The 14,445-nt window shown below is 64.9% G+C and carries 13 protein-coding genes; 7 read left to right on the plus strand and 6 right to left on the minus strand.

Going from position 1 to position 14,445, the window contains the following annotated elements:
* The first annotated feature begins 2 nt into the window (after positions 1-2).
* Positions 3-707, plus strand: coding sequence for a cytochrome c3 family protein (locus tag P9A16_RS18530; protein ID WP_278025897.1), 705 nt, complete (start codon positions 3-5; stop codon positions 705-707).
* A 16-nt stretch (positions 708-723) separates the two neighbouring features.
* Here P9A16_RS18530 and P9A16_RS18535 read toward each other — a convergent pair whose 3' ends face one another.
* From P9A16_RS18535 to P9A16_RS18560, 6 genes are all read right to left on the minus strand, one after another.
* The gene (locus tag P9A16_RS18535) at positions 724-1,446 is read right to left on the minus strand and encodes a FadR/GntR family transcriptional regulator (RefSeq protein ID WP_037406640.1); all 723 of its coding nucleotides are present in this window, start codon (positions 1,444-1,446) and stop codon (positions 724-726) included.
* An 87-nt stretch (positions 1,447-1,533) separates the two neighbouring features.
* Positions 1,534-2,502, minus strand: coding sequence for a galactofuranose ABC transporter, permease protein YjfF (gene yjfF / locus P9A16_RS18540; RefSeq protein ID WP_130517751.1), 969 nt, complete (start codon positions 2,500-2,502; stop codon positions 1,534-1,536).
* Positions 2,499-3,524 carry an ABC transporter permease gene (locus P9A16_RS18545; protein WP_130517753.1) on the minus strand — a complete coding sequence of 342 codons (1,026 nt, stop codon included), beginning with the start codon at positions 3,522-3,524 and terminating at the stop codon, positions 2,499-2,501. The genes yjfF and P9A16_RS18545 overlap by 4 nt, the downstream gene beginning before the upstream one ends.
* The gene (gene ytfR / locus P9A16_RS18550) at positions 3,521-5,041 is read right to left on the minus strand and encodes a galactofuranose ABC transporter, ATP-binding protein YtfR (RefSeq protein ID WP_130517755.1); all 1,521 of its coding nucleotides are present in this window, start codon (positions 5,039-5,041) and stop codon (positions 3,521-3,523) included. Before ytfR ends, P9A16_RS18545 begins: the two co-directional genes overlap by 4 nt.
* 104 nt (positions 5,042-5,145) lie before the next feature.
* Positions 5,146-6,108 (minus strand): galactofuranose ABC transporter, galactofuranose-binding protein YtfQ, encoded by a 963-nt coding sequence (ytfQ, locus tag P9A16_RS18555; protein WP_050745625.1) that lies wholly within the window; start codon positions 6,106-6,108, stop codon positions 5,146-5,148.
* A gap of 455 nt (positions 6,109-6,563) precedes the next feature.
* A complete protein-coding gene (locus P9A16_RS18560; RefSeq protein WP_050745624.1) occupies positions 6,564-7,265 on the minus strand; it encodes a GntR family transcriptional regulator in 702 nt (233 codons plus the stop codon).
* A 187-nt stretch (positions 7,266-7,452) separates the two neighbouring features.
* On the opposite strand from P9A16_RS18560, the gene P9A16_RS18565 reads away from it, so the two are divergent.
* The 6 genes from P9A16_RS18565 to P9A16_RS18590 all read left to right on the plus strand — a co-directional run bounded on the left by P9A16_RS18565 (position 7,453) and on the right by P9A16_RS18590 (position 14,400).
* Entirely contained in the window at positions 7,453-8,487 is a 1,035-nt protein-coding gene (locus P9A16_RS18565) for a 4-hydroxythreonine-4-phosphate dehydrogenase PdxA (RefSeq protein ID WP_050745623.1), read from the plus strand.
* Between the two features lie 70 nt (positions 8,488-8,557).
* Positions 8,558-9,550 (plus strand): Bug family tripartite tricarboxylate transporter substrate binding protein, encoded by a 993-nt coding sequence (locus tag P9A16_RS18570; protein ID WP_023515995.1) that lies wholly within the window; start codon positions 8,558-8,560, stop codon positions 9,548-9,550.
* A gap of 65 nt (positions 9,551-9,615) precedes the next feature.
* Positions 9,616-10,116 carry a tripartite tricarboxylate transporter TctB family protein gene (locus P9A16_RS18575; protein ID WP_050745622.1) on the plus strand — a complete coding sequence of 167 codons (501 nt, stop codon included), beginning with the start codon at positions 9,616-9,618 and terminating at the stop codon, positions 10,114-10,116.
* 34 nt (positions 10,117-10,150) lie between these two features.
* A complete protein-coding gene (locus tag P9A16_RS18580) occupies positions 10,151-11,689 on the plus strand; it encodes a tripartite tricarboxylate transporter permease (protein WP_130517757.1) in 1,539 nt (512 codons plus the stop codon).
* A 39-nt stretch (positions 11,690-11,728) separates the two neighbouring features.
* A complete protein-coding gene (locus P9A16_RS18585) occupies positions 11,729-12,667 on the plus strand; it encodes a sugar phosphate isomerase/epimerase family protein (protein ID WP_130517759.1) in 939 nt (312 codons plus the stop codon).
* A 32-nt stretch (positions 12,668-12,699) separates the two neighbouring features.
* Entirely contained in the window at positions 12,700-14,400 is a 1,701-nt protein-coding gene (locus tag P9A16_RS18590) for a dihydroxyacetone kinase family protein (protein ID WP_130517760.1), read from the plus strand.
* Positions 14,401-14,445: the final 45 nt, after the last annotated feature.

Raw genomic sequence — 14,445 nt, forward strand, 5'->3', positions numbered from 1 at the left:
TGGTGGCGCGCATCAAGGCACTGATCGCTTGGGTCTGGACCATGCTGACCACGCCCGCGGCAACGCTCAGCCTCGCCTTCCTGACGCTTGGCGGCTTTGTCGGCGGGGTCATGTTCTGGGGTGCCTTCAACACGGCGCTGGAGCTGACGAACACGGAGACATTCTGCACCTCGTGCCATGAGATGCGGGACAACGTCTATCAGGAACTAACCAATACGGTGCATTTCACCAACCGCTCCGGCGTGCGTGCCTCCTGTCCGGATTGCCATGTGCCGCATGAGTGGACCGACAAGATCGCCCGCAAGATGCAGGCATCGAAGGAGGTCTGGGGCAAGATCTTCGGCACGATCAACACGCGCGAGAAATTCCTCGACAAGCGGCTGGAGCTTGCCCAGCACGAATGGGCGCGGCTGAAGGCGAATGACAGTCTGGAATGCCGCAACTGCCATTCGTCCGTGGCGATGGATTTCACCAAGCAGACCCAGCGTGCGGCGGACATCCATGCCAAGTTCCTCCTGCCCGGCAAGGCGACCTGCATCGACTGCCACAAGGGTATCGCTCACGAACTGCCCAACATGGAAGGCGTCGATCCCGGCTGGAAGATGCCGCGCGAGCTGGAGGGCAAGGAGCGTCCCACGGCATCCAACGGCGCGATCGAGGACTTGCGCAAGGCGGTGGCAAGCGCGCATGGGGCAATGACGTTCTAATGGCGGGACTTGAGCGCTACGGCTGCTTCCGCGCCAGCGTGTCCGTCAGGCGGTTGCGGCCGACGCGGATAACCGTTTCCATGGCACGCCGGGCGCCGTCTTCGTCGCGCCGGCGAATTTCCTCGACGATACGCATATGGCTCGCGGCGACGTCGCCGATCTTGATCTGGTCGGCGGCGGGCGAAGAGAGCTTGAAGATGCCGGCCAGCGCTGCCTCGATGAGGCTGCCCACCGTACGCATGAAAGGATTGCGCGCGGCGTCGATCACGCTGAGGTGGAAACGAAGATCGGCGAGCGCCAGGGTTTCCGGTGTGTGGGCCGGATCGCCCATGGCGACGGCAAGCAGCATCATCTGGTTGATGTCGGTCTCGCTCGCGTGGCGGGCGGCGAGGGCGGCGGCCTGTGGCTCGAAACCGAGGCGGATCTCGCTGAGGTGAACGAGGAACTGCTCGTCCACACCGACGGCGAAGTGCCAGGTAAGAATGTCGCTGTCGAAGAGGTTCCACTGGGTCTTTGCCGTGACGCGCGTGCCGATGCGGGCGCGGGGAACGACGAGCCCCTTGGCTGCCAGCGTCTTCATCGCTTCGCGAAGCACCGTGCGCGAGACGCCGAAGCGGGCCTCGAGTTCCGCGTCGCCCGGCAGCGTGGCGCCAACCGCAAATTCGCCGGCGACGATCGCCCTGCCGAGTTCGCCCACGACCTGCGAGTGGCTGGTGCTGGCCACGGGTCCGTTCATCATCGTTTCGAGCAGGCCCTTCTTGCGCACCGGTTCGTCCCCGCCTAGCCGTCGGGGTTTCGGATACGGGCGAAGGCGGCAGGATGCGTTTCAGGCATGTTGCCTCCGCCGATCCGCCACGAGGATCAGGCCCTTCTGGAGCAGGATGAAGGCGAACAGCAACAGGCCGATCAGGATCTTCGTCCACCAGCTCGACAGCGATCCATCGAAGGTAATGTAGGTTTGGATGAGGCCCTGAATGAGGATGCCGACCAATGTGCCGGCGACGAAGCCGGAGCCGCCGGTCAGCAGTGTGCCGCCGATCACGACCGCGGCGATCGCGTCGAGCTCCACGCCGACGGTGGCAAGCGAATAACCGGCAGAGGTGTAGAGCGAGAAGACGATGCCGGAAAGCCCTGCAAGAAAACCGGAAAGGGCATAGATCATCACCGTCGTGCGCCCGATCGGCACGCCCATCAGCCGTGCCGTCGCCGTGCCGCCGCCGAGCGCGTAGATGTTGGCGCCGAAGCGGGTGCGGTGGGCGATCAGAATGCCGGCAGCGAAGACGAGGAGCATCAGCCCGCCGATGAGGGTGATGCGCCCGCCACCGGGCAGCTTGTAGTAGACGCTCTTCAGGGTAGCGTAGAAGGGGTGCTTGATCGGGATGGAATCGATCGACAGCACGAAGGCCATGCCGCGCGCCAGGAACATGCCGGCGAGCGTGACGATGAAGGGCGGCATTTCGAGGTGATGGATGATCGCACCCATCAAAGCGCCAAAGGCGGTGGTGACGAGAAGCGCCAGCACGAAGGCGGCAAGCGGATGGATCGCCGTCGATTGCAACAGCACGGCGAGAAGCACGCCCGTGAAGGCGATGATCGCACCGATCGATAGATCGATGCCGCCCGACAGGATCACGAAGGTCATTCCGACCGCCGCGATTCCGAGGAAGGCATTGTCGGTCAGGAGGTTGCCGATCACCCGCGTCGACAGCATGTTGGGGTACTGCGCGAAGCAGACGGCATAGGCGATGAGGAAGATCGCAATCGTAGCGGTGAGGGGAAGATAACGCGGGTTCATTTCGTCTCCTCGCCGGTCTTGCTTGCCGCCGCCTGCGCGCGGGAGAGGAAGACGAAGGCCGACTGTGCGCGCGGCGACTGGATGACGAGGATCAGAACGATGATCGCCGCTTTGATGATCAGGTTGAACTCGGGCGGGAAGCCGGACAAGAGGATGCCGGTGTTGATCGACTGGATGATGAGGGCGCCGAGCAGCGAGGCGGCGATGGAGAAGCGCCCGCCGAGCAGCGAGGTGCCGCCGACGACGACCGCGAGGATCGCGTCGAGCTCCAGCCAGAGGCCGGCATTGTTGGCATCCGCGCCACGGATATCGGCGGCGGCGATGATGCCGGCGAGGGCGGCGCAGAGGCCCGAGAGCACATAGGCGGCGATCAGCAGCACGCCGGTGGAGACGCCCGAGAGCGTGGAGGCGCGCCGGTTGACGCCGAGCGCCTCGATGAGCATGCCGAGCGCCGTGCGGCGCACGAGCATGGCCACGGCAAGGCCGAAGACGAGCCAGATGACGATCGGCATGGGCAGGCCGAGAAACGAGCCGCTGCCGATGAAGATGAGACCGGCATCGTTGAAGGTGAGGATCGCCCCTTCGGTGATGAGCTGGGCGATGCCGCGTCCGGCGACCATCAGCACCAGGGTCGCGATGATCGGCTGAATATCGAGCACGGCAACGAGGACGCCGTTCCACAGGCCGCAGAGAAGTCCTGTGCCGATGGTGATGGTGAGCGTCGCCACCAGCCCGTAACCTTCCGTGATGCAGGCGGCGGCCACTGCCCCACAGATCGCCATGATGGCGCCGACCGACAGGTCGATGCCCTTGGTGGCGATGACGATAGTCATGCCGATCGCCAGCAGCGCCACCGGCGCGCCGCGGTTGAGGATGTCGATGACGCTGCCATAGAGACGGCCGTTCTGCATTTCGAGGCGAAAGAAGTCCGGAAAGGCGATCGACACCATCAGGAGGATGATGGCGAGCGCCGCGATCTGCGGAAAGAGCCTGATGGCGTAGGTTTTCACGGTCGTGTTCATGCGTCGATCCTCCCGGTGGAGGTAGCGATCGCCTCGACGATGCCGTCCGTGGTGACCGCGCTGCCGGTGAGTTCGGCGACATGCGCCCGGTCGCGCAGCACGATGACGCGGCTGGAATAGGCGACCAGCTCTTCGAGTTCGGAGGAGATGACGATCAGCGACATGCCTTTCTCGCAGAGGGATTCGATGAGCCGGATGATCTCCGTATGCGCGCCGACATCGATGCCGCGCGTCGGCTCGTCGAGGATGAGGAAGTCCGGGTTGGTGGCGAGCCAGCGGGCGAGGATCGCCTTCTGCTGGTTGCCGCCGGAAAGCAGCTTGATCGGCTTCTCCCGATCGCTCGTGCGGATGTCGAGCGCCTTGATGTAGTGGTCCGCCAGCCGGTCCTGTTCGCCACGGCTGATCGGCCGCGCCCAGCCGCGGCGGGCCTGGAGGGCGAGTGCGATGTTTTCGCGCACGGAGAGGTCGCCGATGATGCCGTCGATCTTGCGGTCTTCCGGGCAGAAGCCGAATTTCTCGCGGATGGCGGCGCGGGGGGATGAGAGGTCGAGTGCCCGGCCGTCGCCCTCCGCCGTGCCGCTGTCGGCGCGCTCGGCGCCGAAGAGGATCTCGGCGGTTTCCGTGCGGCCGGAGCCGAGCAGGCCGGCAATGCCGACGACCTCGCCGGCGCCGACATCGAGGTCGAACGGCTGGATATGGCCCTTGCGGCCGAAATTGCGGAAGCGGAAGCGGACCGCGCGGGCCTCGGCCTTTGCGCCATGTTCAGCCGAAACTTCCTGCACCAGTTCGCGGCCGAGCATCATGGCGATCAGGTCGCGGCGCGGCAGGTCTGCCGTCTCGCGTGTGCCGACGCGTTGGCCGTTGCGCAGCACGGTGATGCGGTCGGAAATCTCGTAGACCTGCTCGAGGAAGTGGGTGATGAAGACGATGCCGAGGCCGCGGGCCTTCAACCGACGCACAATGCCAAACAGCATCGCCACTTCGTGCGTGTCGAGGCTGGCGGTTGGCTCGTCGAGGATCAGCACCTTGCCCGACAGGTCGACCGCGCGGGCGATGGCGACGACCTGCTGTACCGCGACGGAATAGGCAGCGAGCTCGGCGGTGACGTCGATGTCAAGATCGTATTCGGCAAGCAGCGCTCTCGCCCGGTGGTTCATCTCGCGGGTGTCGATAAGACGGAAACGTCTTGGCTGACGACCGAGGAAAAGGTTCTCGGCGACTGTCAGGTTCGAAAGCAGGTTCACTTCCTGGTAGACGGTGCCGATGCCGAGGTTCTGGGCCTCCAGCGTGCTTTGCGGATCGACGTCGGCGCCATCGACGAGGATGTGTCCGCCATCCCGGCGATAGGCGCCGGTGAGGCACTTGACGAGCGTCGACTTGCCGGCACCGTTTTCGCCGAGCAGCGCATGCACCTCGCCGCGCCGCAGAGAGAAATCGACGCGGCTCAGTGCCTTGGCGCCTGGGAAGATCTTGTCGATCCCCGTCGCCGAGAGAATGTAGGAACTGGCAGGCTGCATGATCCCGACCCGGATGTGGATGGCCGCCCGCCGCCTCCAGGAGAGGCAGCGGGCCTGGCAGTGCGCCGCGCCGGCCGGTGGCCGGATGCGGGGCTCCAGAGAGATCAGTAGCCGAGGCCCTTCTTCTCCTCGTAGACCTTCGCCGGATCATCAGCCTGCGTATAGAGCTTCGATTCCGTCTGGATCCACTTCGGCGGTGCCTTGCCGTCCTTGCGGAAGGCATCAAGCGCGTCGAAGGCGGGGCCTGCCATGTTCGGCGTCAGCTCGACCGTGGCATTGGCTTCGCCGGCGGCCATCGCCTGGAAGATGTCGGGTACGGCGTCGATCGAGACGACGAGGATGTCCGTGCCCGGCTTCAGGCCGGCTTCCTTGATCGCCTGGATCGCGCCGACGGCCATGTCGTCGTTGTGGGCGTAGAGCGCGCAGATGTTCTTGCCGCCGTCTTCCGCCTTCAGGAAGCTTTCCATGACTTCCTTGCCCTTGGTGCGGGTGAAGTCGCCGGTCTGACTGCGAATGATCTTCAGGTTGTCCTTGCCGGCCAGCGCCTCCTCAAAGCCCTTCTTGCGGTCGATGGCCGGCGAGGAACCGGTCGTGCCCTGGAGTTCGACGACATTGCACGGCTTGCCGGCGACGGTGTCGACCAGCCATTTGCCGGCGACATTGCCCTCGTGCACGAGGTCGGAGGTGACGGCTGTCAGGTACAGGTCCTCAGAGGCATCGACCGTGCGATCGAGCAGGATGACCGGGATTTCCGCATCCTTGGCTTCCTGCAGCACCTCGTCCCAGCCGGTTGCCACGACCGGGGCGACGAGAATGGCATCGACACCCTGCGCAATGAAGGAGCGCAGCGCCTTGATCTGGTTTTCCTGCTTCTGCTGCGCATCGGCGAATTTCAGGTCGATGCCGCGCTGCTCGGCCTGCTGCTTGGTGAGCGTCGTCTCGGCGGCGCGCCAGCCGGACTCGGACCCGATCTGCGAAAAGCCCACGGTCAGCTCGGCGGCGGATGCGGCGCTGAACATCGAGGCAGCAAGGATCGTGGCACTCGCGAGTGCGATTTTGAATTTCATGATGTCCTCCCAAAGAAAGCTGCTCCTCAGCAGCGCGGGTAAAACATCATATTGTATTACTATTGTAAACCATCAAATTTGCGGGGCCGCGATTTTCCTTGCCCGGAAGGGCCAGTGGGTGGCAACCGCGGGGTGGCTTTGGTGAGGTGTTTCAAGGCGTTGCCGGCTGGTGCGAGAAATCGCCGGCCCAGCCGTAAAATCGCTGCGCGTATGGGGATCGAACGTCGAGGCCGCTTGTGGATCCGTCTTGTCGAGCAAGAGGGAGGGGAGGGCAGGGCTGCGGATTGGCGATAGCCGTGCCGTGGAGGTCCGATCCGCAATTGGAACCTGCTGTCGGCGTTGCGCGTGCCGCAAGAAAAATTCGACGCGGATTTGCCTCGCATGGGCGCAGCGGCAAGGGAGGCGCCGCCGTCAGGGTAGGGCGAAACACCGAGGCCGCTAAGGTGGTGCGGCTCCTACCGGCTGGAGCCTTCCAGCGTTTCGCTGACGCGCTCCCAGGCCTTCTTCAGGTGGCGTCCGAGAACTTCGGACAAGCGGCCGGCATCGCGCGCTTCCAGCGCTGCCACCATTTCCTCGTGTTCGCCAACCGCGGCAGCCCACTTCTCCGGACCTTCATGGCCGACGAAGCGGATGCGCTTTAGCCGGGTCTGCAGCATGCCGTGCACCTCGGCGAGGGCGGCATTGCCGGAAATGGCAACGATGCGCGTGTGGATCGCCTGGTTGAGCTTGTAGTATTCCAGGCGGTCTCCTGCCTTGTAATGCCGGACCATGTCATCGTGCAGACGGCGGATTTCCGCGATCTCCTCGTCGCGCGCGCTCGCGCAGGCAAGCCTGCCGGCCAGTTCCTCCAGCGTGGCTAGGACCGAGAGCATGTCCTTGACGTCCTTCGCCCCGAAACGCTTCACGACCGCGCCGCGGCTGGGAACGAGTTCGACCAGACCTTCGCTCGCAAGATATTTGATGGCCTCGCGCAAGGGCGTCCGCGAGACGCCGAGCATCTGGCCGAGCTGACCTTCGTTGAGGCGCGTTCCGGGAGAGAGGTGCCCTTCGATGATCATGTCGCGCAGACGGCTGACGAGCGTGTCGTGCAGGGCCGTGCGGCGGATCGGTTCCGGCAGGCTGCCTTCCGGGAGCCCCAAGCTTCTGATCTCATCCATGTCTTTGATCTTGCGTCTTTCAAGTCCAGCCCGAGGGCGCCGGCCGCGTTGGCGATTTGGTGCGAGCATGAAGAGCCCGGGCGGTGGCGTCAATAAAAAATGCTGCATACAGAATACAAAAGACTTGATGCAGCATTTTTGATGCCGTATGAAAGCTGCATACAGAATGCAGCGGAGGAGTTTCATCATGACCGAGAGCGCAAAAGACGCGCGCCCCGTTATCGCGCTCGCCATGGGCGATCCGGCCGGTATCAGCCCGGAGCTGACCGCCCGCATCATCGCGCTCGACGATGTCAAGGCCGCGGCCCATCTCGTGGTCATTGGCGATCGCCGTATTCTCGATGAGGGCGCCAAGGCGGCTGGCATCGATCTCGACCTGGAAACCGCAACGCTCGAGACCTTCGGTGCGGCGAGCGGCGAGCGCCATGTCTTCATCGATCTTGCTCATCTCGACCCGGCGGATGTGGTGCGCGGCGAGGCGACGCTTGCCGGCGGCACCTTTGCCACCGCCAATTTCCGCACAGCGTTGCAGCTTGCCGACCAGGGCAAGGCTGGTGCCGTCTGCTTCACGCCCTTCAACAAGAAGGCCATGCGCTACGCCTATCCGGGTTATGACGACGAGATCCGCTTCGTCGCCGACGTCATCGGCTTCACCGGAAAGGTCCGCGAATTCAACGTGCTGGAAAAGGTCTGGAATGCGCGTGTCACCTCGCACATTCCGCTGAAGGACGTGGCGGCGGCGCTTTCGCTCGAGGCGATCCTCGCCGAGATCGAGCTGACCAGCAATTGCTTGAAGAATGCGGGCTACGACAATCCGAAGATCGCGGTCGCCGGCCTCAATCCGCATGCGGGCGACGGCGGTTCCTTCGGCATGGAGGAGATCGACATCATCGAGCCCGCGGTCGCCGCGGCGAAGGCGCGGGGCTTCGATGTCGAGGGTCCGTTCCCGGCCGATACCGTCTTCCTGCGCGCCCTGAAAGACGGCTTCCAGGCGGTCATGACCATGTATCACGACCAGGGCCAGATCGCGATGAAGCTCATGGGCTTCGACAAGGGCGTCACCATGATGGGTGGCCTGCCGTTCCCGCTCTGCACGCCGGCCCACGGCACGGCCTACGATATCGCCGGAAGGGGCATTGCCGATGTCGGGGCGAGCCGCGAGGCGCTGCTTCTGGCCGCGCGCATGGCGAGAAAGGCCGCCGCGCTTTCGGCGGCCGCCTGATCGATCGAAATTTTGAGGTATACCGGCACGGAGGAGGTTCGTGCCGGGATCATCCCAACGGAGGAGCAAGATGAAAAAGTCCCTTACCATTGCCTGCATCGTCGCGGCTGCATCGGGGGTCGCGCTGCCGGCCTTTGCCTTTGAGCCGGAGCGCCCCGTCGAATTCGTCGTCACGGCCGGCCCCGGCGGCGGCACCGATATCTTCGCCCGCACCATCCAGTCGATCATCGCCAAGTACGAGCTGATGAAGGCGCCGGTGGTGGTGACGAACAAGGGCAGTGCCGGTGGTGCTGAAGGCTTCGTCTATGCCGCGACGGCAAAGGGCGACGCCCACAAGCTGACCTTCGGCACGAACAATGCCTATCTGCTGCCCGTGCGCGCCAAGGTGCCCTACACCGCAGCCGACCTGACGCCGGTCGCCGCGCTCGCTTCCGACGAATTCGTGCTCTGGGTCAACGGCAAGTCCGACATCAAGACGGCTGCCGACTTCGTCGAGAAAGCCAAGGCGGCGCCGGGCACGCTCAAGGTCGCCGGCAGCCAGTCCAAGGACGTCGACCAGATCCTCACCTCCATGATCAACGAGGCGACCGGTTCCGATATCGGCTACGTTCCCTTCAAGAGCGGCGGGGAGGCGGCCGTTCAGCTCGCCGGCGATCACGTCGCGGCGAATGTCAACAATCCGAGCGAGAATCTCGGCCAGTGGCAGGCCGGCATGGTCAAGCCGGTCTGCGTCTTCAAATCGGAAAAGCTGAAGAGCGATGCGAAGGTGGCCGGCGACCAGGGCTGGGCCGACATCCCGACCTGCAAGGACAGCGGCATCGCCATCGACAACTACGCCATGCCCCGCACCGTGTGGCTTGCCGCCGGCGTCGAGTCCGATGTCGTCAGCTTTTATGCGGATGTCCTGAAGAAGGTGTCCGAGACGCCGGAATGGCAGAAATATCTTGCCGACACCTCGCAGTCCGGCACCTATATGAGCGGCGCGGAGTTTGCGGACTTCATCAAGAAGGACGAGGCCACCGTCAGCGCCGTTCTGAAACGCGAAGGCTGGCTTGCGAACTGAACCTCCCAAGGTTCCGCGCGGATGCCGACACGGCATCCGCAACCCCTTTCGGAAAGGTCTGATCCATGCGTGAGAACAGCGCGAATGGGCTTTCCCGTTTCGCCATGGAAACGGGCGTCGCACTCCTGACAGGCGCCTTCGGCATCGCCGTCGCCTACGGCTCGATCGAGGCCGGCGCGGGCTGGACGGAGATGGGGCCGGATGCCGGCTATTTCCCCTTCTATATCGGTCTCCTGATCGTCTTCGGCAGCGCGATGAACCTTGCCTATGCTGTCGTCAAGCATCGCGGCAGCGGCGAGATCTTCGTCGACATGGCGCGCTTCAAGGTCGTGCTCGGCTTCCTGCTGCCGCTTGTTGCCTTCGCTGCGGTCGCCACCTTCCTCGGCCTCTATGTCGGCACGGCGCTCTACATCGCCGGCACGATGACCTTCCAGGGCAGATACAAGTGGTGGGCGAGCCTTGCCGCGGGCGTCGGCGTCGCCCTCTTCTTCTTCGTCATTTTCGAGATCGGCTTCAAGGTTCCGCTCCTGAAGGGTCCGGTCGAGGCCTTCTTCGGGATCTACTGATCCGCGCGAAGGCGCCGGTCTTCGGAGGAAAGACATGGAAAATATCGGTCTTCTCATGGATGGCTTCGGCCATATCCTGAGCTTCAACCACATCCTGCTCATGATGCTTGGCGTTACGCTCGGCATTCTGGTTGGCGTGCTGCCCGGCCTCGGCGCGCCGAACGGCGTGTCGCTGCTCCTGCCGCTCACCTTCTCGATGGATCCCATCTCGGCCATCATCCTGCTCTCGTGCATGTATTGGGGGGCGCTCTTCGGCGGTTCCACCACCTCCATCCTCTTCAACATTCCCGGCGAACCCTCCTCCGTCGCCACCACCTTCGACGGCTATCCGATGGCCAAGAAGGGCGAGGCAAGCCGCGCGCTGACGCTTGCCTTCGTTTCGGCCGGCCTCGGCGCGCTTGCCGGCGTCGTGATGATCACGCTGCTCTCCGGCTGGGTTGCCAATTTCGCGCTGCGCTTCTCATCGCCGGAATATTTCGCCGTCTATTTCCTCGCCTTTGCGAGCTTCATCTCGATGGGCGCCCAGTCGCCGTTCAAGACGCTCGTCTCCATGATGATCGGCTTCGCGCTCGCCTCCGTCGGCATGGATACGATTTCGGGCAACCTGCGCCTGACCTTCGACATTCCCGAACTCATCAAGGGCGTCTCGTTCCTGATCGCCGTCATGGGCCTCTTCGGCATCGGCGAGCTGCTGCTGACGACGGAGGAGGGGCTGCGCTTCGAGGGTATCAAGGCCCACGTCAAGCTCGGCGAGATCGGCCGCACGCTGGTCGAGATGCCGCGCTACTGGTTCACCATCGCCCGCTCCACGCTGATCGGCATCTGGATGGGCATCACGCCCGCCGGGCCGACGGCCGCCTCCTTCATGAGCTACGGCGTCGCCCGCCGTTCGGCCCGCGACAAGTCGCAGTTCGGCAAGGGGGATCCGCGTGGCATCGTGGCGCCGGAGACGGCCGACCATTCCGCCGGCACCTCCGCCCTCCTGCCGATGCTGGCGCTCGGCGTGCCGGGCTCGGCCACCGCGGCCGTCATGATGGGCGGCCTGATGATCTGGGGCCTCACGCCCGGCCCGACGCTCTTCACCGACCGGCCGGATTTCGTCTGGGGCCTGATCGCCTCCATGTATCTTGGCAACATCGTCGCCGTGGTGCTGGTGATCGCCACCGTGCCGCTCTATGCGTCGATCCTGCGTGTGCCCTTCGCCATCATCGGGCCGATCATCGTCGCGATCATCCTGTCCGGCGCCTACCAGGTCGGCAACGCCGTCAGCGACATGTGGCTGGTGCTTCTCTTCGGCCTCGTCGGCTATGTCTTCAAGAAGCTCGACTACCCGCTGGCCCCGCTGGTTCTTGCCATGGTGCTCGGCGACAAGGCAGAGGATGCCTTCCGGCAGTCCATGCTCCTGTCCGGCGGCCAGCTTTCGGTCTTCTGGTCGAACGGGCTGGTGACGACGCTGATGCTGATCGGCCTTGCGCTGCTCTTCTCGCCGCTCGTCTTCTGGCTCCTCGGCGTCTCGCGCCGGCGGCGGTTCGGCGTTCCCAAATCCCCGCAGGGCGGCAGCCCGACGGTCTGATCCGCCGGTGCCCCACCCATCCCCCATCAGGAGTTTGCCATGACCGTTCCTGCGCCCGCATGGACCCGTGAAACCTGGCCGATCGCGGCCGCGATGATCCAGTATCCGAACCTCCTGGCGGACGGCCGCTCGGTGCAGGACCAGTCCGTCGAGGAATGGGCCGAAACGCTCGATGACGTCGTCGATGCCGGCTTCACCGAGCTCGACCCGACAGACAGCTGGCTGCGCCTTGCCGACCTTTCGCCGGGACGGCTCGACACGTTCATGACGCTGGTGGGTTCACTCGGCCTGACGATCCCGGCAATTTCCACCTCCCGCCACAGCGTCATCGATCCGGTCCACGGCGATGCCCATCTCGCCTATGGCCACCGTGTCATCGACACGGCAAAGGCGATCGGCGCGTCCGCCGTCTCCTTCGGCCTCTTCGAGCCGCTGACGGCTGAGCAGAAGAAGGCGCTCTGGTTCTGGACGGTCGACGGCCCGCGCAATCCCGATGATCCGGCCGTCTGGCAGAAGGCCGTCGAGCGCATCCGCGCACTCGGCCGCCATGCCGAGGAACTCGGCATCGAGGTGGCGCTGGAAATGTACGAGGACACCTATCTCGGAACCGCCGAGAGCAGCGTGCGCTTCGTCGAGACGGTCGGCCTGTCGAATGTCGGCATCAACGCGGATCTCGGCAACCTCATCCGCCTGCACCGCCCCGTCGAGCACTGGCAGGAGATGATGGCGAAGGTCGCGCCCTTCGCGAAGTACTGGCACGTCAAGAACTATACGCGCACGGAGGATCCGGGAACGGGGGCGATCATCACCCACCCCGCACCGCTGGAGAGCGGCATCATCAACTACCGCGCTGCCATCCGCATGGCGCTTGCGCACGGTTTCCGCAGCGCCTTCCTCTGCGAGCACTACGGCGGCGATGGCCTTTCGGTCTCGGCTGCCAACCGCGACTACCTGCGGCGCATCCTGCCGCGCCGCTGACAAGACGATCCAGCAAGACGAGGACGATCACCATGACCACCATCTTCGATGCACCGGAGGATTTCGCGGCCACCGCACTCGCCGGTTTTGCCGATCTCTACAGCCGTCATGTGCGTCTCGTGCGCGGTGGCGTGGTACGTGCGACGCAGGTACCGCAGGGCAAGGTTTCGGTCGTTGTTGGCGGCGGCTCGGGGCACTATCCGGCCTTTGCCGGCTATGTCGGCCCGGGTTTGGCGGACGCGGCGGTTGCCGGCGACGTCTTTGCCTCGCCCTCGACGGCGGCGGTCGCGCGCGTCTGCCGGCAGGCCCATCACGGTGGCGGCATCCTGCTCGGCTTCGGCAACTATGCCGGCGACGTGCTGAACTTCGGCGTTGCTGCCGAACGCCTCAGGGCCGAGGGCATCGACGTGCGCATCGTTCCCGTCACCGATGATGTGGCGAGCGCGCCGTCCGAGGCGCATGAAAAGCGCCGTGGCATTGCGGGCGATCTCGCCGTGTTCAAGGTCGCGGGCGCGGCGGCGGACGCCGGACTTTCCCTCGACGAGGTGGAGCGCATCACGCGCCATGCCAATGATCGAACCGTCTCCTTCGGCGTCGCTTTCGGTGGTTGTACCTTGCCCGGCGCGGGCGGTCCGCTTTTCACCGTGCCGAAGGGCCGCATGGCGCTCGGCCTCGGCATTCACGGCGAGCCCGGCATCCGCGAAGAGGCCATCGTGCCGGCCGGGGATATCGCGGCGTTGCTCGTCGAAAGGCTTCTTGCCGAACGCCCGCAGGGCGTTACGCGCGTCGCCACGGTGCTGAACGGTCTCGGCGCCACGAAATACGAGGAGCTCTTCGTCCTCTGGACCCGGATTTCCAAGCTGTTGAAGGAGGCGGGGCTGGAGATCGTGGCGCCCGAGACGGGTGAATACGTTACCAGTCTCGACATGCAGGGATGTTCGCTGACGCTGATGTGGCTGGACGCGGAGTTGGAAACCTACTGGACTGCGGCCTGCGATGCACCGGTCCTCCGGCGCGGCAACGGTATTCGCACGGAGCCCGCCACCGACGCTATCGTCAATGACGATGCCGTGCCGACTTTCGGCCCGTCCTCGGCCGCTTCGCGCGAGGATGCGGCCTGTGTCGCAAGGCTTCTCGGCCTCGCCGCGAAAGGCTTGAAGGATGCGGAAGAGGAGTTGGGTCGCATCGATGCGCAGGCCGGTGACGGCGACCACGGGCAAGGCATGCGCCGCGGCTCCGCTGCCGCCGAGGACGCCGCCGGACAGGCGCTTGCTGCCGGTGCGGGTGCTGCGAGCACACTTGCTGTTGCCGGTGACGCCTGGGCGGACCGGGCGGGCGGCACGTCGGGCGCTATCTGGGGCCTTTTGCTTCGCGCCTGGAGCAATGCGCTTTCCGACGATGCTGCTCTCGACGATGCTGGCGTGGTCAAAGGGGCGCGCCTTGCGCTTGATGCCGTGACGCGGCTTGGCCGTGCTCGTGTCGGCGACAAGACCCTCGTCGATGCCCTGGTGCCTTTCGTCGAGACGCTGGAAGCGTCGTTTGCTGCCGGAAAGTCGCTGAAAACCGCCTGGATCGACGCGGCATCTGCGGCGACGGCAGCGGCCGGCGCCACCGCCGCGCTGACGCCCAAACTCGGTCGTGCTCGTCCGCTCGCTGAACGCAGCATCGGTCATCCGGATGCCGGCGCGGTCTCGCTGGCACTGGTCGCACGGATCATCGGCGAGGCTATCTGACCGGCTGGCAGAGCCACTCCGGAGGCGGGCGCGGTGATTGCGCCT

The sequence above is a fragment of the Shinella sp. 838 genome (assembly GCF_029623935.1).
Taxonomy (GTDB): domain Bacteria; phylum Pseudomonadota; class Alphaproteobacteria; order Rhizobiales; family Rhizobiaceae; genus Shinella.

Coding starts and splice junctions, on each gene's coding strand:
- P9A16_RS18535 (WP_037406640.1), bottom strand. CDS start 1,446: ATGATGAACGGACCCGTGGCCAGCACCAGCCACTCGCAGGTCGTGGGC.
- yjfF (WP_130517751.1), bottom strand. CDS start 2,502: ATGAACCCGCGTTATCTTCCCCTCACCGCTACGATTGCGATCTTCCTC.
- P9A16_RS18545 (WP_130517753.1), bottom strand. CDS start 3,524: ATGAACACGACCGTGAAAACCTACGCCATCAGGCTCTTTCCGCAGATC.
- ytfR (WP_130517755.1), bottom strand. CDS start 5,041: ATGCAGCCTGCCAGTTCCTACATTCTCTCGGCGACGGGGATCGACAAG.
- ytfQ (WP_050745625.1), bottom strand. CDS start 6,108: ATGAAATTCAAAATCGCACTCGCGAGTGCCACGATCCTTGCTGCCTCG.
- P9A16_RS18560 (WP_050745624.1), bottom strand. CDS start 7,265: ATGGATGAGATCAGAAGCTTGGGGCTCCCGGAAGGCAGCCTGCCGGAA.
- P9A16_RS18565 (WP_050745623.1), top strand. CDS start 7,453: ATGACCGAGAGCGCAAAAGACGCGCGCCCCGTTATCGCGCTCGCCATG.
- P9A16_RS18570 (WP_023515995.1), top strand. CDS start 8,558: ATGAAAAAGTCCCTTACCATTGCCTGCATCGTCGCGGCTGCATCGGGG.
- P9A16_RS18575 (WP_050745622.1), top strand. CDS start 9,616: ATGCGTGAGAACAGCGCGAATGGGCTTTCCCGTTTCGCCATGGAAACG.
- P9A16_RS18580 (WP_130517757.1), top strand. CDS start 10,151: ATGGAAAATATCGGTCTTCTCATGGATGGCTTCGGCCATATCCTGAGC.
- P9A16_RS18585 (WP_130517759.1), top strand. CDS start 11,729: ATGACCGTTCCTGCGCCCGCATGGACCCGTGAAACCTGGCCGATCGCG.
- P9A16_RS18590 (WP_130517760.1), top strand. CDS start 12,700: ATGACCACCATCTTCGATGCACCGGAGGATTTCGCGGCCACCGCACTC.